The organism is Lysinibacillus irui, from assembly GCF_028877475.1.
Taxonomy (GTDB): domain Bacteria; phylum Bacillota; class Bacilli; order Bacillales_A; family Planococcaceae; genus Lysinibacillus; species Lysinibacillus irui.
Genome location: NZ_CP113527.1, coordinates 2704053 through 2725104 on the forward strand (window position 1 = coordinate 2704053; position 21052 = coordinate 2725104).

Annotated in this window: 19 protein-coding genes and 1 riboswitch; of the genes, 4 read left to right on the plus strand and 15 right to left on the minus strand. The window is 38.8% G+C overall.

Annotated features, from left to right (window positions below):
• Nucleotides 1–4: 4 nt before the first annotated feature.
• The 3 genes from OU989_RS13670 to OU989_RS13680 form a co-directional block, all read right to left on the minus strand.
• Nucleotides 5–637, minus strand: coding sequence for a LysE family transporter (locus OU989_RS13670; RefSeq protein WP_274793592.1), 633 nt, complete (start codon nucleotides 635–637; stop codon nucleotides 5–7).
• Between the two features lie 112 nt (nucleotides 638–749).
• On the minus strand, nucleotides 750–1490 hold the full coding sequence (locus OU989_RS13675; protein WP_274793593.1) for a tetratricopeptide repeat protein: 741 nt from the start codon (nucleotides 1488–1490) through the stop codon (nucleotides 750–752).
• 91 nt (nucleotides 1491–1581) lie between these two features.
• Nucleotides 1582–3297: a methyl-accepting chemotaxis protein gene (locus OU989_RS13680; RefSeq protein ID WP_274793594.1), complete on the minus strand. Its 1716-nt coding sequence runs from the start codon at nucleotides 3295–3297 to the stop codon at nucleotides 1582–1584.
• A 204-nt stretch (nucleotides 3298–3501) separates the two neighbouring features.
• Here OU989_RS13680 and OU989_RS13685 point away from each other — a divergent pair, with 204 nt between their 5' ends.
• From OU989_RS13685 to nspC, 3 genes are all read left to right on the plus strand, one after another.
• The gene (locus OU989_RS13685) at nucleotides 3502–3708 is read left to right on the plus strand and encodes a hypothetical protein (protein WP_274793595.1); all 207 of its coding nucleotides are present in this window, start codon (nucleotides 3502–3504) and stop codon (nucleotides 3706–3708) included.
• 420 nt (nucleotides 3709–4128) lie between these two features.
• Nucleotides 4129–5358 (plus strand): saccharopine dehydrogenase family protein, encoded by a 1230-nt coding sequence (locus OU989_RS13690; RefSeq protein ID WP_274793596.1) that lies wholly within the window; start codon nucleotides 4129–4131, stop codon nucleotides 5356–5358.
• Nucleotides 5355–6494 carry a carboxynorspermidine decarboxylase gene (gene nspC / locus OU989_RS13695; protein ID WP_274793597.1) on the plus strand — a complete coding sequence of 380 codons (1140 nt, stop codon included), beginning with the start codon at nucleotides 5355–5357 and terminating at the stop codon, nucleotides 6492–6494. The genes OU989_RS13690 and nspC overlap by 4 nt, the downstream gene beginning before the upstream one ends.
• Before the next feature lie 45 nt (nucleotides 6495–6539).
• On the opposite strand, the gene OU989_RS13700 is transcribed toward nspC, so the two are convergent.
• The 6 genes from OU989_RS13700 to mce all read right to left on the minus strand — a co-directional run bounded on the left by OU989_RS13700 (nucleotide 6540) and on the right by mce (nucleotide 12481).
• Nucleotides 6540–7421, minus strand: coding sequence for an amidase (locus OU989_RS13700; protein ID WP_274793598.1), 882 nt, complete (start codon nucleotides 7419–7421; stop codon nucleotides 6540–6542).
• A 43-nt stretch (nucleotides 7422–7464) separates the two neighbouring features.
• Nucleotides 7465–7556: riboswitch (cyclic di-GMP riboswitch) on the minus strand.
• Nucleotides 7557–7693: 137 nt separating this feature from the next.
• Nucleotides 7694–8182: a chemotaxis protein CheW gene (locus OU989_RS13705; protein WP_274793599.1), complete on the minus strand. Its 489-nt coding sequence runs from the start codon at nucleotides 8180–8182 to the stop codon at nucleotides 7694–7696.
• A 25-nt stretch (nucleotides 8183–8207) separates the two neighbouring features.
• Nucleotides 8208–9323: a M20/M25/M40 family metallo-hydrolase gene (locus OU989_RS13710; RefSeq protein WP_274793600.1), complete on the minus strand. Its 1116-nt coding sequence runs from the start codon at nucleotides 9321–9323 to the stop codon at nucleotides 8208–8210.
• Between the two features lie 136 nt (nucleotides 9324–9459).
• Nucleotides 9460–10413 carry a coiled-coil domain-containing protein gene (locus OU989_RS13715; RefSeq protein ID WP_274793601.1) on the minus strand — a complete coding sequence of 318 codons (954 nt, stop codon included), beginning with the start codon at nucleotides 10411–10413 and terminating at the stop codon, nucleotides 9460–9462.
• A 101-nt stretch (nucleotides 10414–10514) separates the two neighbouring features.
• Nucleotides 10515–12062, minus strand: a complete 1548-nt coding sequence (locus tag OU989_RS13720) for an acyl-CoA carboxylase subunit beta (RefSeq protein WP_274793602.1) — start codon at nucleotides 12060–12062, stop codon at nucleotides 10515–10517.
• A 5-nt stretch (nucleotides 12063–12067) separates the two neighbouring features.
• Nucleotides 12068–12481: a methylmalonyl-CoA epimerase gene (gene mce, locus OU989_RS13725; protein ID WP_107949440.1), complete on the minus strand. Its 414-nt coding sequence runs from the start codon at nucleotides 12479–12481 to the stop codon at nucleotides 12068–12070.
• 125 nt (nucleotides 12482–12606) lie between these two features.
• Here mce and prli42 point away from each other — a divergent pair, with 125 nt between their 5' ends.
• Entirely contained in the window at nucleotides 12607–12702 is a 96-nt protein-coding gene (gene prli42 / locus OU989_RS13730; RefSeq protein WP_155273190.1) for a stressosome-associated protein Prli42, read from the plus strand.
• A 21-nt stretch (nucleotides 12703–12723) separates the two neighbouring features.
• Here prli42 and OU989_RS13735 read toward each other — a convergent pair whose 3' ends face one another.
• The 6 genes from OU989_RS13735 to OU989_RS13760 form a co-directional block, all read right to left on the minus strand.
• The gene (locus OU989_RS13735) at nucleotides 12724–13734 is read right to left on the minus strand and encodes an aromatic acid exporter family protein (protein ID WP_274793603.1); all 1011 of its coding nucleotides are present in this window, start codon (nucleotides 13732–13734) and stop codon (nucleotides 12724–12726) included.
• 151 nt (nucleotides 13735–13885) lie between these two features.
• On the minus strand, nucleotides 13886–14326 hold the full coding sequence (locus tag OU989_RS13740; RefSeq protein ID WP_274793604.1) for a BrxA/BrxB family bacilliredoxin: 441 nt from the start codon (nucleotides 14324–14326) through the stop codon (nucleotides 13886–13888).
• A 161-nt stretch (nucleotides 14327–14487) separates the two neighbouring features.
• Nucleotides 14488–15585, minus strand: coding sequence for a methylmalonyl Co-A mutase-associated GTPase MeaB (meaB, locus tag OU989_RS13745; RefSeq protein WP_274793605.1), 1098 nt, complete (start codon nucleotides 15583–15585; stop codon nucleotides 14488–14490).
• Complete coding sequence (gene scpA, locus OU989_RS13750; RefSeq protein ID WP_274793606.1) at nucleotides 15585–17738, minus strand: methylmalonyl-CoA mutase; 2154 nt, start codon at nucleotides 17736–17738, stop codon at nucleotides 15585–15587. The genes meaB and scpA overlap by 1 nt, the downstream gene beginning before the upstream one ends.
• Nucleotides 17735–19438, minus strand: a complete 1704-nt coding sequence (locus OU989_RS13755) for a methylmalonyl-CoA mutase family protein (protein ID WP_274793607.1) — start codon at nucleotides 19436–19438, stop codon at nucleotides 17735–17737. Before OU989_RS13755 ends, scpA begins: the two co-directional genes overlap by 4 nt.
• 120 nt (nucleotides 19439–19558) lie before the next feature.
• Nucleotides 19559–20902 carry a dihydrolipoamide acetyltransferase family protein gene (locus tag OU989_RS13760; protein ID WP_274793608.1) on the minus strand — a complete coding sequence of 448 codons (1344 nt, stop codon included), beginning with the start codon at nucleotides 20900–20902 and terminating at the stop codon, nucleotides 19559–19561.
• Nucleotides 20903–21052 lie beyond the last annotated feature (150 nt).

Genomic DNA, 21052 nt, shown 5'->3' on the forward strand with positions numbered 1-21052 from the left:
CTTTTCATATATAAATCTTAATTGCTCGTATAAATTCATATATAAAATAACCAGCAAAGCCAATTAACAAGAATCCTGCTACAATGGTAAATGTTTTAATCATTTTACGATTCATTGCTTTACGTGTCACCGAGACAATTGTTAGTAAACCGATATCGTGGAGTAAAATTCCACTAAGAACACCAGCAGCAATGATTAAAAAGCTTGTCTGCTCTCCTTGTCCATAGGATTTCGCTAAAACCACTCCAAATACATTAACCCAAAAAACGAGATTACCAGGTGAAATTGCTACTAGTAGGCCATTAAAATAAGAGGCAAAAAACGATTTGGTGACTTTTTCTCCTACCAACGTAATATCATGGTTGGCATTCTTGATCGAATCATACCCTAACAAAAATAAAAATCCTGCCCCTATAATCCACATGGGTAGTTGTACCATCGGCATAGCCAATATAGAAGCTAGTCCCATATACAAGGCAAAAACTAATACTATATCAATGGTCATGCCACCAAGTCCCACAGCCCAGCCGTGTATAAAACCATTTTTGAGTCCTTGCTTTGTCATTTCTACCGTAATTGCTCCTACAGGCATGGCAATGGCAAGTCCTACTAATACATACGCTACATATAAACTCAAAAAAACACTTCTTTCATGTCATCGATAAGCTTCATACGTCCGTTTATACATTCATGGTAGCATAAATATACTTTAAAGGAAATAATTATCAATATTAAATATATTTCTAGATTTATAGCATCTGCTTTTTCCATTGAGCCAGTACATCGTTTGATTTTGCTAGGTCCATTTTCAATGTAACTTGCTTGGCTGTGCAACGTTTTTTGGCTTTTTCCCATGCTTCTTCTAAGGCCGGTAAATAGCTTAAATTTTTAGTTGCGGCTATAAGTTGTAAAAAAATATTCCCTTGAATATAGTGCCAACGAGGATTCATACCATCTAATAGAATAGCTTCCTCAATTAAGCGCAGCGCCAGATAGGGGCTTCCCTCATGTCGATTTAAAAACTGTGCAAAAGCCCCCCAGTATAGCGCTTTATTTGGCTGTAGCTTGATGGCCTCAGCATATTGTACGGTTGCCTTATCATGTTCTTTAGCAAGGACATAATATTCAGCCATTGTATAATAAGCATTCGCCTGTGCTTCAATGGTCCCTGCTAATAATTCATCGACTACTTTTCCAAACTGTTCACTATCTTGACTACCTATATAAGCAGCAAGAACATCTCGTTCTGGATAGGAGCCATCTGTTCGTTCTACACTTTGCTTCACCTTCTCATCAGTAGTTGCCGGTATATTGGCATAACCATTTGCCTCAAGCAATGCAACATGTTGCAAAATGAGCTGTTTAGCCTCCCCATCTTTAATGGTTTCATTGGCAAGTATATCTTTAGCTAGTTGATAACTCTCTTTTACTTGTCCACTTACAAATAAGTCATTGATTTGTTGAACTTGCTCATCCATTCGATTAACCACTATTCATATCCTCGCCTTCACCTAAAGAAAAATCTTATAGTTAGTGTACCATCTTCATAGTGTAAGAAAAAGATAACCTGTCCTAATCTTTCTACAATTCTTTTAATTTAAATGCTTTAACATGTTGCTCTAGTGTATGAGCCATTTGATTTGTTTCATTAGACCCTTGTGAAACCTCATCAATACTTGTAGTTGTTTGCTGTGCTGCGAGAGTAATCATATTCATCGTTTCCTCAATATCTCGAATCGATTCTGTTAATCGTTGAATCATTTGAACAATATGAGCTGATTTTTGATTTTCAGCGGTCATGGCATTCGATATAGCAATCATTTCATCCACTGTAGTAGCCACTGCTGTTGAAATATTTCCTAAAGCTTGTGCTGTTAAACGCACCGTCTCTGTTCCTTTTTGGATATATTGCGTATTATCATTCGTTGATGTCATGACTTGCTGTACATGTTGCATAATATCCCCAATAAGTTGCTCTACTTGTAAAACCTCCTGATTGGATTGCTCAGCAAGCTTACGTACTTCCTCTGCTACAATGGCAAAGCCCTTCCCATGATCCCCTGCTCTAGCAGCTTCAATTGAAGCATTTAAGGCGAGCAAATTCGTTTGTGAGGCAATAGTAGCGATAGACGTTGTAATAGTCTGGATTTTGGTGGCAGAGCTAACTAAGTTTTCTACTGTCTGACGTACTTCACCTGATCCGCTATGAATTAATGCCATAGCATTGCTTATATCCTTTGCTAATCGCTCACCCTCTGTTGCTAAATTCATTGTTTGTCGAGCATTCTCTGCACTTTTATTGGCATTGTTTTGAATCATTTGAAGATCTTCTGCTAAAGATGTAAGAACATCTGTGGCATTTTCCGCATGATGCATCCCTGCAGTCACAGCACTTGTTACCTCTTCAATATTATTAGCGACACCTTGAATTGTATTAGTCATATTCATCAAAGTGGAAGCGGTTTCATCTGCATTATTAGTTAGAGTATTAGAAGTAGAACGCATTGTCATAATCATATTTTGTAAATTAGCCGTCATTCGATTTAATGTATTCGCTAAATCCTCCACTTCATCCTTACTGTTAATCTTTGTTTCAGGTACAGCTAAATTACCATTTGCAATTTCTTTTGCCTGCTGAATAAGGACAGTAATAGGTTTTACTTTTCGACGGATTAAAAATCCAGTAATGATAGAAGCAATAAGCATTGGGAAAATACTAATTAATATACCGTTCCGTACGACATCCCAAGTTCGCTCCTTGACGATATTGGCATCAAAATCGATAACACTAATGGCAATAATCTCTTTATTAGAGTCGTGGTCTTTAAAAATAGGCGCATAGCCAGATAAACGCTCCATCCCAGCAAAGGTATATGGTTGTGAGTATGTCGGGTGTTGATGTGAAAGCAAATTTTCAAGCGCTTCTTTGTCTACATAAAATGAATCGCCAGGTGCAAAGCCTTTCTCAGCTAATTGATCATCAAGGGCTATTAATGTACCATCAAGGGCTAATATATATTGTGTTTGGAAAATATCTTTATGGCCCGTTGTCCAGTTTAAATCCTTCCCAATACGCTGCTGTGCAGCTTGATCGCCGCTAATGGCCCTATCTATCTGTTCTGGATTGATCAAACCTGTCGTAATATTGGCACAGCCATAGGCCTCTACACCAGCAGCATCATATAGTTTATTGTATGCAGTTATGTATGTGGCGAGCGAAGTGATCCCTAGCATAACAACTAAAATACCAGCGATAATCGTCCCTAGTTGAAAAGTTAATGAATTGCGTAATTTCACGATTCATCGTCTCCCCTTTCTTGTCATAATCTATGAATATTTCCTATTATTTCTCATCATACTATAAAAAGATGTATTAAAAAAGCATCTTTAATTTATCTTAGAAGTTTAAAGTGTTGGATAAAAGTTCTGAATTGTGCGATAATTGAAGTTAACTTTCTTCATTTTGAAAGCAAAGTACTTCAACAAATAGGAGGGCTTGCTATGAATAAACGTTTTCATTTTATATCGCTTATTACGGGAAATTTGTTAACAATAGGAGCTATCTTCATTTATACCGTGCATAGTCAAGTGCATGTAGCCCTCAGTACGTATGCTCTAGTGATGGGATTTTTAAGTACATTGCTCGTGATCTTCTTTTATGTTTGGGGAGAGGAGAAGCAACAAATACCAAACCGTTATTTGAAATAATATGCATAAAACTAACTTGACTTGCCATTACTACTATAAAACGTTCCCTTTCTACCTTTAGTGTAAAAGGGATATTTTTATGTAAAGTTAGAAAGCATTAGCTCTTTAAGAATCCTATTTCATTCTTTTATTGATGTTACAGTTATTTTTTAAAGAGATTTAGTCGAACTGCTTCTCCTAACAGAAACATTTTGATATGAGTTGATTTCAATTCATTTTTTTACTAAATAGGCTGATTCGTTTAGTTCTTTTCATTCACAATTGGCTTCTTTTTCGAGGTATTCCCCTCTGATTACGACTAATTGTTGTAGAAAAACAAAATTTTTTGTAGAAAATTTTAAAACAATGATTGAGTACTATATCAAATTTCTGTATAATCAGCTTGTTTGACAATACTTTTATGAACTTGGGGGTAGACAATTGGGTAAAGCATTGATTATCGGAGCTGGCGGAGTTGCCAGTGTTGTGGTACACAAGTGTGTTCAAAATTCGGACGTATTTGAGGAAATTTGTATCGCAAGTAGAACTGTTTCAAAATGTGACGCTCTAAAAGAAAAACTAGACGGCGGAAAAACAAAAATTCATACTGCACAGGTAGACGCAGACAACACAGAAGAGGTTATTGAGCTTATAAAATCTTTCGGACCTGATGTTGTTATTAACGTTGCACTACCTTATCAGGACTTAACGATTATGGATGCTTGCTTAGCGACAGGTGTGCACTATGTGGATACTGCAAACTACGAGCCACCTGAAACGGCTAAATTTGAATATAAATGGCAATGGGCTTATAAAGAGAAGTTTGAAAAAGCTGGCTTAACTGCATTACTTGGTAGCGGTTTCGATCCAGGGGTTACAGGCGTTTTCACAGCTCATGCGCAAAAACATGAATTTGATGAAATCCACTATATCGATATCGTGGATGCAAATGCGGGAGATCATGGTTATCATTTCGCAACAAACTTCAACCCAGAAATTAACATTCGCGAAATTACAGCGAATGGTCGTTACTGGAAAGATGGTGAGTGGGTAGAAACTGCACCACTTGAGAAAAAAGAAGTTTATAACCTACCAGAAATCGGGCCAAAAGATATTTACCTTCTATACCATGAAGAGCTTGAATCACTAGCGAAAAATATCAAAGGTTTAAAACAAATCCGCTTCTGGATGACGTTCTCTGAAAAATACTTAACACACTTAAAAGTATTAGAAAACGTAGGTATGACATCAATTGAGCCGATCGAATTTGAAGGTCAAATGATTCAACCAATTCACTTCCTAAAAGCAGTATTACCAGATCCAGCTTCTCTTGGACCACGTACAAAAGGTAAAACAAATATCGGATGTATCATTCGCGGTCTAAAAGATGGCAAAGAAAAAACGTATTATGTTTACAATGTTTGTGATCACGAAGAGTGCTATAACGAGGTTGGTTCACAAGCGATTTCTTACACAACTGGTGTACCAGCTATGATTGGTGCAATGCTTGTGATGAATGGTCAATGGCGTAAACCGGGTGTTTGGAACGTGGAAGAGTTCGATCCAGATCCATTCATGGATGCACTAAATAAATGGGGTCTACCATGGCAAGAAAGCCATAACCCAGAATTACTTGACCTTGATTTAGATGCAAAGGAATTAAGCCGATGAAACCAATTGATTTTTCAAAAGTTCCATCCCCTTCCTATGTAGTGGATGAACGATTATTAACAAAAAATCTTGAGCTTTTAAAATCAATTCAAGATCGTACAGGCTGCCGAATTTTACTAGCCCTTAAAGGTTTCTCAATGCATTCAACATTCCCTTTAGTTGGGGAATATTTAGCAGGTATTACAGCCAGCTCACTGCATGAGGCACGCCTGGGCTATGAAAAAATGGGCAAGGAAGTTCACGTTTATGCTCCTGCATATATTGAGCATGAAATGGACGAGCTTCTAGGATATGTGGATCACATTGTTTTTAACTCATTTAACCAATGGGCACAGTACAAGGATAAAGTGAAATCTGCAGGTAAAACAATTGAATGTGGTATTCGAGTAAATCCTGAGTACTCTGAAATTGAAACTGCGCTTTACGATCCTTGCTATACAAATTCCCGTCTTGGTACGACTTTAGCTAACTTCGATAAATCACAACTTGACGGCATTGATGGCTTGCACTTCCATGCGATGTGTGAGCAAAACTCTGATACGTTAGAGCGTATTATTGAAGTAGTAGAAGAAAAGTTTGGTGATGTTTTACACCAAATGAAATGGTTAAACTTTGGTGGTGGCCACCATATTACACGTGAAGATTATGATGTAGAGAAACTTGTTCACATCATTAATTATATTCAAGAAAAGTATAACCTGCTTGTTTACCTAGAGCCAGGTGAAGCAGTAGCGCTTAATACAGGCTATTTAGTCGCTACAGTACTTGATATTCAAAAAAATGGGATGGACCTTGCTATTTTAGATACGTCAGCAACATGTCATATGCCTGACGTACTTGAAATGCCATACCGCCCAATGATCATTGGTTCTGGTCAAGCGAATGAATTCGCACACACATATCGCTTAGGTGGACTTACATGTCTTGCTGGTGATGTGATTGGCGATTATTCGTTTGAAGAGCCATTAAAACCAGGTGATCGACTTGTCTTCACAGATATGGCCCATTATTCAATGGTGAAAAACCATATGTTTAACGGCGTCAACCTCCCTTCTATCGTTTCTTATAATGATGAAGAAGGTATTAAAGTCATTCGTGAATTTAAATTCGAGGACTACAGTGGTCGACTGTCCTAATACCAATAGAAAAGTCCTTCCAGTTTTACACTGGAAGGACTTTTTTTATGGCCGCATGGTCATCCAATTCTCCACATAATGAATGGCTACTCCATGAAAAGCATCGTTATTTGAAAAATGTTGGTGAACAAGTATAAGCTGTTCATTCATATAAGCTTCTCCATTATCATAAAAAGTAATATTTTGCCCTTCCTCTGAAGCGCCTGTTTCTACACCAATTACAATCGATTTATTCACCGTGGAAGCATAAGCAATTTCATGCTCAACAATAGAAATAATATCTTTTGCAGCATCGCGATAGGCCATGATCGTCACACTATCCACATGGTCAATGACCCAATCAGCTAATAACCCTTTTCCAAATTCGTTATGATACTGAACTTCATCAAACCAAAATGGCATATCTACTTCTAAAGTAAGTTGTAACTGATTTGCTTGCTCACTTGCTTTCATTATTAGTGTTTGATAGGATCCTATCGTTTGTGCTTGATGTGAGCTCCATCCACTATTTAAATAAGGTTCAACATCAAGATGAACCCCAGAAAATTGCTCAGATTCAGTTGAATTCTCATTATATGTATGTAACCAATTAAACAACTCGTCTTGGCTTCGACTACCCTCAGCTGAAACCCAGCTTGCAGCACCATCCAATGCATAAATGCGAATACCTTTGTCAGAAGCGTTGCTAATAAACTGCTTATAGTCATCGTTCGCTATGCCTTGATCGATTTGCAGATAAACCTTTTTAACATCGTTATGTTCTAAAAATAATAATATTTTTTCTTGGTCATCCATGATGAGGGATGTATCCCACAGCCACGTAGCCTTTTCCTGTGTAGCCATTGCATCAACCTTTCCACTTGATAAAGCTAATGAACTAATCATGATGACGATTAGTGCTGTCCACATTTTTAATTGTCTCTTCATACAAACTAACTCCATTCTACTCGCCACGGCTCCTAGAACAGAACCTGGCAACCTGACAATCATGCACTGAAAATATAGTGTTTAGACTCATGGCTTTGCGTCCTTCCCTTTCGGTGAAGTTTGCCTTTTTCAGTTTTTTCTTACTCATTATCATACGCGGTTAGCAACGGTTTGTCTGTAGGTATAATGCATAATTGTCACATGTATGATCAGGTAAAAACGATAAAATACAGGTTAAATTTACTAGTCAAATATAAAAAAACGTAGAGTACTTAAGCCTCTACGTTTTCCTTTTCATTTTCAAGCATTTTGTGTAAATAATCGATAATTTCCCGAATGCCCTCTAATGAATTAACCAGTATTTTTGGATCAACATATGTTATCATACGATTTTCTAGATTAGCTACAGCTGTAAAGTAGCGCGTTTTACTATAATTGACAAGACCCAATTGTTGCAGTATGGAATCATCAAAATCAAGAATTTCACGGGCCTCTGTAACAAGTAATCCATAATTGACAACGTCCGTATTCATCACAATAATACGAGCAGTTGCTGTATTGGAGGAGCGGTTGTATAGTATTCGTTCAAAATCGAGAACGGGTACAAGCTCACCTCGAATTCTTGTAAAGCCTAGAAGATAGTTCGGTAAATGAGGAATAGGTGTTACATGCTCTAATTTTTCAATTGATATCGCTTGCTCTACAGGTACCGCATATTCCTCTGTCCCACAAGCAAAAACGACTGCTTTGACACTTTCCATGCGTTCACATCCTTCTATTCGACTGTTATTTTTTTGCAGATTCCTTGACGATTTCAACGAGTAAATCTGCTAATTTTTCTAATTCTTCGACTGGTATTTTTTCATTTGTTGTATGAATATCCTCGTATCCGACAGATAAATTCACTGTAGGAATACCAAATCCTGCGATCACATTCGCATCCGATCCTCCACCAGAAATACCTAATGTTGGTGTACGGTCAATATTGCGAACAGCTTCCATAGCAACCTGCACAACTTTATCTGTTTCTGTTACACGGAATCCAGGATACATAAGCTTCACTTCCACTTCTGCACGTGCGCCTAATGAAGCTGAAACCTGTTCAAATGTTTCCTGCATATGCTTTGTTTGGGCATCTAATTTAGCTTGATCAATGGAACGTGCTTCAGCTAGAATCGTCACTTCATCACATACGATATTCGTTGCTTGGCCACCTTCGAAGCGTCCAATATTAGCTGTCGTTTCCTCATCTAAACGCCCAAGCTTCATTTGAGCAATACACTTAGATGCTACTGTAATAGCGGAAATACCTTTTTCAGGAGCAACCCCAGCATGTGCCGTTTTGCCAATAATCTTTGCAAAAATTTTCGCTTGGAATGGTGCGGCTGTTACGATCCCACCTACTTTGCCATCACTATCCACCGCAAAGCCATACTTTGCTTTAATGTTAGATGGATCTAACTCTTTAGCACCAGCAAGACCGCTCTCTTCACCAGCGGTAATAATGAATTCTATATCTCCGTGCTCTATATCTTGCTCTTTTAATCGCTTGACCATCTCAAAGAGTGCTGCTAGGCCTGCCTTATCATCAGCACCTAAAATTGTCGTACCATCGGATACGATATAACCATCTTCACGCAGGGATGGTTGAATGCCTTTCCCTGGAACAACTGTATCCATATGAGAAGTAAAATAGATTGGCTCTACATCTAGAGTACCTTTTAAAGTGGCGATAATATTGCCTGCTCCATGTCCATTACGCGTATGTGCATCATCTTGGATGACTGTAAATCCAAGTGCAGTTAATTTATCTACAAGAATTGGTGCAATTACTTGTTCATGCTTTGTTTCTGAATCAATTTGAACGAGCTCAAAAAACTCTTCTACTAAACGACTTGTCATGTTGTAAAACTCCCTTAGTTTACGTGTTCTTCCACGTTATAGTATACGTATTATTTTAGCACAACGTCAGAAGAGTTGAAATCACTTGAACAATCCGACAGACAAAAAGTCCGAGAAAAAAATCCTCAGACTTTCCTTAGACATTTAAAATAGCCTCTTTTTCTTCTATTATCGTTTGTAGATAGCTCACTGCTTTGTTATGTTTATCCCGTAAGCGCCAAATTGTATTATGTACATCATCTTGCACACGTGATACCTGTTCCCTTGCAGTTGAAATTTTAGAATGGACAGACCAGGCTGAAAAAATATCATCAAAGAAGTAGTCAGCAAATTTAACGAAACCATCTGTCTCCACATGGAGTGATTTTGTTGACATCTCATGAACATCCAATAATTCATTATGAAAACGTTGCAAGGCAATTTGAGCACTGTGTAAGTAGTTCTCCGATTGATCGAGTGCATCGTGCTTTAAGTGAGTGGCAATAAGTCCACCGCCAAAAAAAGTATCCCAAGTGGAGTATCCGCTGGCAGAATGTAATGAAGCTGCCGCTTGCCCTAGCTTTGTTAAGGCTACTTCTCCTGCTTCCTCAGCTTCTTGGATTTCTGTTATCAGTTGTTTGGTTAACATTTCTTCATTTGCTAAATGCTCTAGTCTAGCTGCTTGTGCTGGATCATGAAGCTGTAAGTACTTGTTCTTTTTTGAAAGTACCTGTTTCAGTGCTTGTTGTAAGGCCACTTCATCTATTTGCGTTAGTTTATGCTTTACTTGAATGTTATCTTCAGTTAAGTCAACTTGCATTTTTTTTGCTTCATTCATCTTTAATTCAAGTACCGCTGCTTTATCAATTTTTTCTGCACGAAGCTCATCTTGTTGTCCAGTCCACGTACGAATCATATTCATAAACGAGAAACTATCTAATTTATCCAGTTTGGATCGAATTTGATTGAGTGCTGCTGTATGTTGGTCTATTTCCTGTTGTGTAAGTTCAATTTGGCTATTCAGTAACTGACTTTGCTCCTTTAATCTGGATGCTTTTCTTAGTTGTGCATGAATCTTTTCTTGCTCTGTTTGTAATTGCTGCCATTCCATTCATCTCAACTCCTCTTATCTATCAGTACGGATGACAAGGAAAAATGTTTCATTTAAAAAAAGAAAAACCTAGTAACTATCACGCTACTAGGCTTGTTTTTTTATAGTGGAATGTTACCGTGTTTTTTCTCTGGACGAGTTTCGTGTTTGTTTGCTAGCATATCTAGTCCTTGAATTAGCTTAATACGAGTATCTCGAGGATCGATAACATCGTCTACCATTCCACGTGAAGCTGCAACATAAGGGTTTGCAAATTTTTCTTTATATTCTTCAATTTTGGCAGCACGTGTCGCTTCTGGGTCATCCGATTTCGCTATTTCACGTGCAAAAATAATGTTCGCGGCACCTGCTGCACCCATAACAGCAATTTCAGCATTTGGCCAAGCAAATACCAGGTCTGCACCAATAGATTTAGAGTTTAAGGCAACGTAAGCGCCTCCATAAGCTTTACGTAAAATAACTGTAATTTTTGGTACTGTCGCTTCTGAATAAGCATAAAGGATTTTCGCACCATGACGAATAATACCGCCATGCTCTTGTTTAACACCTGGGAAGAAGCCAGATACGTCTTCAAATGTGATGATTGGAATATTGTAAGCATCACACGTGCGAATGAAACGAGCCGCTTTATCAGAAGAATCAATATCTAATCCACCTGCAAGTACTTTTGGTTGGTTACAAACAAGTCCAACTGATTCACCAGCAATACGTGCAAAACCAACAACTACGTTTTTTGCAAACTCTGCGTGAACCTCCATGAACGAATCTTCATCCACTACTTGTTCTACAACTCTTCGTACATCATATGGTCGCGTTGTTTCAATTGGCACTGTATCCACGATTTCTGGACGGTAGTCATCCCCTTCAGGACGTGCTTGACGAGGTGCCTTTTCTTTATTATTTTGTGGTAAATAGCTTAATAGTTTCTTAATTTGATCAATTGCTTCTTCTTCAGATGGTGCGCGGAAATGAGCGTTTCCACTTACTGCATTATTGACTTTTGAACCACCTAAATCTTCAGCGGAGATTTTCTCACCCGTTACGGTTTCGATTACTTTAGGTCCTGTAATGAACATTTGAGATGTTTTATCAACCATTAGGATAAAGTCAGTAATAGCCGGAGAATATACCGCTCCACCAGCACATGGTCCCATAATAACAGAGATTTGCGGAATCACCCCTGAATAAATCGCATTACGGTAGAAAATGTGACCATAACCATCAAGAGAAAGAACACCCTCTTGGATACGTGCGCCACCTGAATCATTGATGCCGATAAATGGTGTACCATTTTTCGCAGCTAGGTCCATTACCGTCGCCATTTTTTTCGCATGCATTTCACCAAGAGCTCCACCAAACACTGTGAAATCTTGAGAGAATAAGTATACAGGACGGCCATTGATTTTTCCGAAACCGGTTACAACACCATCACCAGGACCTTCCATTTTGTCCATCCCGAAATCTACTGTACGATGCGTAATAAATGGATTGATTTCAAAAAATGTGCCATCATCTAGCAATAATTCAATACGTTCACGAGCTGTTAATTTTCCTTTTTCGTGCTGTTTGTCGATGCGCTCATAGCCACCACCAAGTTCAATTACCGTCTTACGATCATATAAATCATTGATTTTGTCGAACATATCCATATTGATCACTTATCCCCTTTTCCACTTTTATCACATAATTCATATAACACACCGAATGAAGATTTCGGATGCATGAACGCAACCTCTGCACCACCAGCACCTGGCCCTGGCTCGTCGGATAATAGACGTACACCTTTCTCCCGAAGCTCTGCCATACGCTCACGAATTCCTGTCACTCCGAAGGCCACATGATGAATGCCTTCTCCACGTTTCTCAATAAATCCATGAATGGCGCTCTTTTCACTCATTGGTTCTAATAGCTCTATTTTTACGTTGCCTGCGTCGATAAATGCCACACGAACCTGTTGAGATTCTACTTCTTCTACTTTCAACAACTTTAAACCTAAAGTTTCTGTATAATATGTAATGCGTTCATCAAGATCGCGCACCGCAATCCCAATATGGTCTACTTTCTCCATGGTGACATCTCCTTCTGTTATGGTACATACTCTATTTTACAGACTTTTTTGTCAAAACTCTACTACTTGAGAAATTTTTCAGATTTGCTAAACTATTTATAAGAAAAGAAGGAGCGAACGAGCATATGAGTAATAAAAAGTTTCAAAAAATTGTTGTTTATAGCATGATAGCGATTATGCTAATCTCATCTCTAGCATTCGGATTATCTATGCTAGTTTAAGGCAAGGCACAAGCGTCCACACTACTGTGGGCGCTCTTTTTTGACCTTTAAACCCTTAAATGATTGCTTTATTTCTAAATACCTGTCCATTTCCTCTATAAACTGATAGAGGGCTGCCTGGGCGATAAATTGCTCATGATTTTGTGGTAAAGGTAACTGTGAAAAATCATGTTTAACCTGCTCTAACTTTTCTCGATAATGTCGCGCTGTATTTCCAGAGTGAACATGCTCACCAAGGTCTTGTAAAAAATCTGCCACAATTTCAGCCTCTTGTACTATAACAGGTAATGTTGTAATTTTTGGAAGTACTCTTTCAATAATTTCTAACTGCCGCTCACGCATATCAAAATACTTGTAGTAATCATTTTTTCGTCTCATAAAATGATTTTCAACATCTTTAAATGCTAAAGACTTGGCATCATCTAATGTTTTTATCGCTTCTATGATTTCATGCCCATCCCACAGCATATCTCCTTGTCGTAAATAGCTTGCAATTTCTATAAAAATCTTACTATAAAGCTCCTCAATTTTAACTCTATAGTAATTTAATTCCTTTTGAATGTCTGGCATATACATATTAATGGCAATTCCCGTTCCATAACCGATAGCCATTAATGCTAATTCATTATAAACAAGTGCCAGCGAAAAACCTTCAGCAGCGTATATATGCATAATAATGACGACACTGGAAATAAATCCGTCTGCAACTTTTAACGACACGATGGTTGGTATAAACAGTATTAACATACCCGCTAATGTAAGTGGATGATAAGCAAAAAGCTCAAAGCTCACAAAAGCAAAAATCATCGCAATAATACTTGAGACCAATCGTGTATATGCTGCATAAATGGATTTCTTTTTCGTAGGCTGCACACATAATATGGTTAGAATACCAGCAGATGCATACGAGGCTAAATCAAAATATTGAGCAATGGCAATTGCAATTGCTGCACCGATTGCTGTTTTTAACGTTCGATAGCCGATTGAAAACTTCTTCAGGCCGACTGCCTCCCATCCTTTAGTACTCTTCACTCATATAGCTAATCATTTAGCCAATATTACAAAAATTTTAATAATAACGGAACTCACTATATATGGAGATAAGTAGGTAGCCTACATAGATAAAGTTATCTATGTGGCTATTCTACTTACATTTAATGATTTTTCTTATACAAGAATAGAATTACAGTTCGTCACAGTATTCTTCAAAGTTAGCTTGTAAATTTGTTACAACTGACATTGGGTCATGCCCTTCGATTTCATAGCGACCAACTTCGGCTACTACTTGTCCATCCTTTAAAAGCACGAATGATGGTGAAGAAGGTAAGTGATCTTCCCCGAAATGATAACGTGCTGCTGCAGTAGCTTCTTTATCTTGCCCTGCAAATACTGTTACTAAATGATCTGGGCGTTTATCGTAATGTACGCATTGTGCAGCTGCTGGACGAGCAATACCACCCGCACAACCACATACTGAGTTAACCATAACTAATGTAGTACCTGGGCGAGCAAACGCCTCTTCAACAGCTTCTGGTGTTTTAAGTTGTTCGTAACCAGCTGCCTCAATTTCAGCACGTGCTGTTTTTAAAATTTCCTGCATAAATAAATCGTAATCCATATTCATATAGCGATAGCTCCTTTCAAGTCGGCGTCATTTTAGCTTTATTTTATATAGTTGGTATTTGACGCTCATACATCTCTTATCATAGCAGTTTGCAAAGAATTTGTGCACCTTCTTGCTCAACACAAATCACTTGATTTTACTAAGATTTCAATATGACTAGTTTACTTGTCTTCCTGCTCTTCGCTAAATAAACGATCAACACCCTGTGTGACTGTCAATTGTCCGCTTAAAATTTGGCGTTCAAGCAGCTGTACATGGGCTTTTCGCTGTGGATTCCCATAAAATAAATCAATTAGATGATCAGTAATCATAGTTTGGAACCACTCTTTTGTTTGATTTTGACGTCGAGTAGCCCAATATTGATTGTCTTCCACAATTTGTTTGAATTGTTCAATTGTCGCCCAAACCTTATCAAGTCCCCGTTTTTCTAGTGAACTCACTGGCATCGATGTTGACATCCAACCAGGTGTGGCAGGCTGTAAAAAATGTAAAATTTGCTTATACTCTGCAACTGTTTTTTTGGCTAAACGAACATTATCACCATCCGCTTTATGCACGATAATGGCATCCGCTAATTCCATGATTCCTTTTTTCATGCCTTGCAGCTCATCGCCAGCCCCTGTTAAAACGAGTAATAGGAAGAAATCAACCATCCCACGGACATAGGTTTCACTTTGCCCAACACCAACGGTCTCAATTAAGATCACATCATAGCCAGCCGCTTCACAAACTAACATTGTTTCACGTGTCTTTTTATGAACACCCCCTAGGGTACCTGCTGATGGGGATGGACGGACAAATGCAGTAGGCTTCTTGACGAGCTCCTCCATGCGCGTTTTATCCCCAAGAATACTTCCTCCGGATAATGAAGAGCTTGGATCAATCGCAAGGACAGCAACTCGTTTCCCCATTTCACAAAGCATTGTTCCGAAAGCTTCAATGAAGGAACTCTTCCCTGCTCCTGGAACACCTGTAATGCCTATTCGAATACTATTCCCTGTATGCGGGAGCAGCTCCTGTAATAGCTCTTGTGCTTGCACTTTATGGGTTGCATTAGAGCTTTCTATGAGGGTAATGGCTTTTGACAAATGGGTGCGAGAGCCCGCACGTACCTGTTGTGCAAGCTCTCGTATATTCAAATTGTCGGCCTTTTTCTTTCGGAATTTTTTCGGTGTACCATATTGCATACCGTCGTGAGTTGCCTCGACTCCGTCCATGACAAATAGCGCACTGTCTTCCATTTCTTTATTTTTGTCCATTATTCAGACACTTCCTCATAGCCTAAACGTTTGTAGATTTCTTCTATAATTTTTTGTGCGGATACAGGAATTACTGTACCTGGTCCAAAAATAGCTACTGCGCCGGCATTATAAAGGAATTCATAATCTTGCGCTGGAATAACACCGCCAACGATAATGATAATATCTCCGCGTCCTAATTTTTCAAGCTCTGCAACCAATTCAGGGACCAATGTTTTATGACCTGCTGCTAGAGATGATACCCCAATGACATGAACATCATTTTCAACAGCCATTTGAGCTGCCTCGGCTGGTGTCATAAATAATGGTGAAATATCCACATCAAAGCCTAAATCAGCATAGCCTGTTGCAACAACTTTAGCACCACGGTCATGTCCATCTTGTCCCATTTTGGCTACTAAAATACGTGGACGACGACCTTCATTTTCAAGGAATTCTTCTGTCATTTGTTTTACTTCTGCAATTTGCTCCTCATCAGAGAAGTTTGCAGAGTAAACACCAGAAATAGAGCGAATTACGGCCTTATGACGTCCAGAAACCGCTTCGATGGCATCAGAAATTTCACCTAAAGAGGCACGTGCACGCGCTGCATCCACTGCTACAGCAAGTAAGTTTTCTTCCCCATCTTGAGCAGCTTTCGTTAAACGAGCTAAATGTTTTTGCACTTCCGCTTCATCTCGAGCTGCCTTCATTGCTTCTAAACGTTCAATTTGCTTTTGGCGTACAATTGTATTATCGATATCGAGAATATCAATTGGCTCTTCTTTTGCTAAACGATATTTATTTACCCCGACAATGGTTTCCGTTTTAGAGTCGATTTTCGCCTGACGTTTAGCCGCGGCTTCCTCGACTTTCATTTTTGGAAGTCCAGTTTCTATTGCTTTGGCCATTCCGCCAAGGGCTTCAATTTCTTCGATTAGTGCCCAAGCGGATTTTGTGATTTCGTCTGTTAATTTCTCGACGTAGTATGAACCACCCCACGGATCAATCACTTTCGTCATCGCTGTTTCTTCTTGTAAAAATAGCTGAGTATTACGAGCGATACGGGCAGAGAAATCGGTTGGAAGAGCAATTGCTTCATCTAGTGCGTTCGTATGAAGAGATTGTGTATGCCCCATCGCAGAAGCATTCGCTTCGATTAGCGTACGTGCAACATTATTAAATGGATCTTGCTCGGTTAAAGACCAACCAGATGTTTGTGAATGTGTTCGCAATGCTAATGTTTTTGGATTTTTTGGATTAAACGTTGACATCATCTGTGCCCAAATACGACGTGCTGCGCGCATTTTAGCAACTTCCATGTAATAGTTCATGCCAATTGCCCAGAAGAACGATAGTCGAGGTGCAAATGCATCAATATCAATCCCTGCTTTTAACCCTGTACGTACATATTCCAAGCCATCTGCTAATGTATATGCAAGCTCAATGTCATTCGTTGCGCCTGCTTCTTGAATATGGTAACCAGAAATCGAAATAGAGTTAAATTTAGGCATATACTTTGCTGTATATTCAAAAATATCTGCAATAATTTTCATCGACATAGCTGGTGGGTAAATATATGTATTACGCACCATGTATTCTTTTAAAATATCGTTTTGAATCGTACCTGCTAATTTCTCTGGAGTTACCCCTTGCTCTTCCGCTGCTACAATATAGAATGCAAGAACTGGTAATACTGCTCCATTCATTGTCATAGAAACGGACATTTGGTCTAACGGTATTTGATCGAAAAGGATTTTCATATCCTCAACAGAATCGATAGCTACACCAGCTTTCCCTACATCCCCCGTTACACGTGGATGATCTGAGTCATAGCCTCGGTGTGTTGCTAAGTCGAATGCTACAGAAAGCCCTTTTTGCCCCATTGCCAAGTTTCGTTTGTAAAAGGCATTAGATTCTTCAGCAGTTGAAAAACCTGCATATTGTCGAACTGTCCACGGACGAGCTACATACATGGTAGGGTATGGACCACGTGTATTAGGTGCAATACCAGCTACGTCGTTTAAATGTTTAGCTTCCTTAATATCTTCTTTTGTATAGATATCTTTAATTTCAATTCCTTCATTCGTCATAAATTTGTCTTCAGACGCTTGAGGTGCTTCAGTTGTTAAAACTTTTTCTATTTCTACTGCATTAAAATTTGGCTTGCTCATCGTTGGACCTCCTTCATGCTCGCGAACACAGACTGTAATTTTTCAATGATATTCTGTCCTGCGAAAATAAAGCCGTTTAAGCCATTTGCTAACCATGCTTCTTCTTCGTCTTTAAATTTACCAGCAACATCTACTATCACATCTGCTGGTTTATTAGCTAAAATGGCTGGTACAAGCTCTTTTGTATCTTCATCATTACCTGCAATCACCACATATCTAGCCTCTGTTGCCTTTAGCCATGCTACTGCCTCTTCAACAGTTGTTACTGGCTCGCTTTTTTCGGGAACTAGGCCAACCGTATTTAAGAAACCAGCTACAAAATCGGCACGTGGCTTAGCGCTTTTTAATGTACCTATTGCTAGAATGCCTGTTTGGACATGGGCTGCTGTCATTTTTCCACGCAGATTTTCAAATGGAATGGCGATACGCTTAATGTCAGCAAATAATGGATTTGTTTCCTGTTCAAGGGCATCGGCTGGATTAGCATAAATGTTTGTTCCAATTAATGATTGCTTGCGTGTTTCTGCAGCATTTATACGAGTTCGATAGGATTTTTCTATTTCCTCTGCCAGCTTACCAGATGCTGTGTATTCATCAATTCCACCGGCTGCCTCAATTTCTAAAAATAATGCCCATGCTTCTTTCACAAAGTCCGCTGTTAACGACTCAATGAAATAAGAACCGCCTGCAGGATCAGTTACTTTCAGGACATTTGTTTCTTCTTTTAAAATTAATGATACATTACGGGCAATACGAATAGATTGCTCCGTAGGCTTCGTTAATACATCATGTGGATGAACAGTAAAGAGGTCGGCACCACCGATTAATCCCGAAAGCGCTTCATTTGAAGAACGCAATAAATTGACATAAACATCTAATTTAGAAAAGCTTCTTAACGATGTCTCGGCAACTGTTGGGATTTTTACATTGTTTGACACACCATAAGCAGATGAGAACGCTTTCCAAAGTACTTTAAAAGCACGAAGTTTTGCAATCTCCGTAAAGAATTGTGTATCAATAGCAAACGAGACAAAAAACTTCTTCGAAAAGGCTTCAAAGCTATCTTCCTGCTCGGCAAATTTTGCTGCTAATGCAAGTGCATAGGCTAATTCTTGTACTGCATTGGCACCTTCATTATGATAAACAGTTGTATCTGCACTGACTGAGCGCACGCTCGGAAAAGCACCTAAAGAAATAGGATCTTTCGAAACAATGAATCCTTTAACTGCCTCTCGTTGATCCTCTACTATATGATCGAATACTGCTAATAATGGGTCTTTTGAATTTTGAATAGTAATTTTAAATGAATATTCAGAGAAATATGATGCTAATTTGACCAATACTTCTTCTGTCCAAACAAAATTCACACGGCTATCAATCGTAATAATTTCATTGCCTCGTGCTAAACTATCTTCAAGTTGAGCAAAAAAAGCTTCACTTGTATCAGCATGAATTTGCTGTGCCACCTGAAAAACTTGATTATTTTGTTGTGAACGGATTGTGGCAACTTGTAAATCAAGCTCTTCGCCAAGCTTTGCTACTAAGCTTTCTTGTGTGTAAAGTGGCTGTAGTGTAACACCTTCATTTGTTTTCGTAAATAGTGACTCAAATGGTTTCCCTTTTAAAGCTTTGATTGCTGCATCTTGCCAGTCTGAATAGGCTGGTATTTCAAATTCAATATTTTTCATGTTGTTTGACATGCGGACGCTAATCAGCTTCCCCCCTTAGTAGTTTCTATTTGTTATTCTACATGACAAATAGCGACTCGAAAAGCATAAAAAAAATCGGAAACCTTTATACAGCAGGTTTCCGACGAGTCATCAGTAGACTGACGTTGAAGATTTATTCGTATTTTCGAGTATTTCTTTTACTCTATTTAGGAATTTGCCACATACAAGTCCATCAAGTACTCGATGATCTAATGATAAACATAAATTCACAATATCACGAGCAGCAAACATTCCACCTGGTAAAACAACTGGTTTCTTTACAATACTTTCCACTTGTAAAATTGCTGCTTGTGGGTAATTGATAATACCCATTGATTGAACTGAGCCAAATGCTCCCGTATTATTAACTGTAAATGTACCACCTGTGATGTCATCCATTGCCAATTTTCCTGTACGAACTTTTATTGCAAGCTCATGGATTTCTTTAGCAATTCCTTTAATGGATTTCTCATCAGCGTGTTTTATAACAGGGACAAATAAGGCATCATCTGTCGCTACCGCAATCGAGATATTGATGTCATGCTTTTGGATAATTTTATCTTCTGCCCACATCGAATTCAACATTGGGAACTCCTTCAAGGCTTGAGCAACTGCTTTTACAAAGAAGGCGAAATATGTAAGATTAAAGCCTTCTTTTTGCTTAAATTCATTCTTTAAGCTATCACGGTAAGCTACTAAATCTGTTACATCCACTTCCATCATCATCCAAGCATGTGGCGCTTCATGAACGCTTCTTACCATATTATTTGCAATGGCACGGCGCACTTTCGTCACTGGAATTTCAATATCTCCTGGGTGAACAGGTTGTGCTGGTGCTGCTGGTTTTTCTGCTTGTTGCTGCTGAGCTGGTGCTACAGTAGCATCTGATGTTGTTTGAACAGCTGATGGTGCTGGCACGACATCATTTGCTGTTGGAATATTGCCAGTTTCAATGAGCTTAAGCAGATCTTTTCTTGTAATACGACCACCCTCGCCTGTTCCTGTTACTTGATCGAGTGCAATATCATGCTCCTGGGCAAGACGAAGAACAGCTGGTGAGTAGCGCACTTTATCCTTGCGTACTTCTTTTGGCGTAGCTGAAGGCGTAGGAGCTGGTTGAGGTGCCTCCTGCTTCTTTTGAACCCCTGCATTTAAAATAGCTGAGCTTACTGAAGATTTTTTTTCTTGAGGCGGTGGTGGTAATTCACCTTCCCCTGCTATTTCAATAGAGCATACGACGGCTCCAACTGGTAATGTTTGACCTTCTTGCGCGATAAGCTCCGTAATAACCCCTTCAAATGAGGATGGGATTTCTGCATTTACCTTATCTGTTACGACCTCTGCTAGTGGATCATATTTTTTAACTGTATCTCCAGGCTTTACAAGCCATTTTTCAATTGTACCTTCTGTTACACTTTCACCGAGTTGAGGCATTGTAATATTTTGAACTGACATCCTTTATTCCTCCCATCAATTAAGCCTAGGCGTCATTGTATCTAATGTCGCGCTAAATCATAAAACATAGATAGGCAACAAGACAGATTTTGACTATTTTATGATCAAGTCAAAATCTGTACTTCCGTCTAAGGCTTTCATTTTTTTAAA

What these genes read in the sequence shown, in the direction of transcription:
- OU989_RS13685 (WP_274793595.1), top strand. Translation starts at nt 3,502, where the DNA reads ATGAATAAACGTTTTCATTTTATATCGCTTATTACGGGAAATTTGTTA.
- nspC (WP_274793597.1), top strand. Translation starts at nt 5,355, where the DNA reads ATGAAACCAATTGATTTTTCAAAAGTTCCATCCCCTTCCTATGTAGTG.
- OU989_RS13700 (WP_274793598.1), bottom strand. Translation starts at nt 7,421, where the DNA reads ATGAAGAGACAATTAAAAATGTGGACAGCACTAATCGTCATCATGATT.
- OU989_RS13705 (WP_274793599.1), bottom strand. Translation starts at nt 8,182, where the DNA reads ATGGAAAGTGTCAAAGCAGTCGTTTTTGCTTGTGGGACAGAGGAATAT.
- OU989_RS13710 (WP_274793600.1), bottom strand. Translation starts at nt 9,323, where the DNA reads ATGACAAGTCGTTTAGTAGAAGAGTTTTTTGAGCTCGTTCAAATTGAT.
- OU989_RS13715 (WP_274793601.1), bottom strand. Translation starts at nt 10,413, where the DNA reads ATGGAATGGCAGCAATTACAAACAGAGCAAGAAAAGATTCATGCACAA.
- OU989_RS13720 (WP_274793602.1), bottom strand. Translation starts at nt 12,062, where the DNA reads ATGGATATGTTCGACAAAATCAATGATTTATATGATCGTAAGACGGTA.
- mce (WP_107949440.1), bottom strand. Translation starts at nt 12,481, where the DNA reads ATGGAGAAAGTAGACCATATTGGGATTGCGGTGCGCGATCTTGATGAA.
- prli42 (WP_155273190.1), top strand. Translation starts at nt 12,607, where the DNA reads ATGAGTAATAAAAAGTTTCAAAAAATTGTTGTTTATAGCATGATAGCG.
- OU989_RS13740 (WP_274793604.1), bottom strand. Translation starts at nt 14,326, where the DNA reads ATGAATATGGATTACGATTTATTTATGCAGGAAATTTTAAAAACAGCA.
- meaB (WP_274793605.1), bottom strand. Translation starts at nt 15,585, where the DNA reads ATGGACAAAAATAAAGAAATGGAAGACAGTGCGCTATTTGTCATGGAC.
- scpA (WP_274793606.1), bottom strand. Translation starts at nt 17,738, where the DNA reads ATGAGCAAGCCAAATTTTAATGCAGTAGAAATAGAAAAAGTTTTAACA.
- OU989_RS13755 (WP_274793607.1), bottom strand. Translation starts at nt 19,438, where the DNA reads ATGTCAAACAACATGAAAAATATTGAATTTGAAATACCAGCCTATTCA.
- OU989_RS13760 (WP_274793608.1), bottom strand. Translation starts at nt 20,902, where the DNA reads ATGTCAGTTCAAAATATTACAATGCCTCAACTCGGTGAAAGTGTAACA.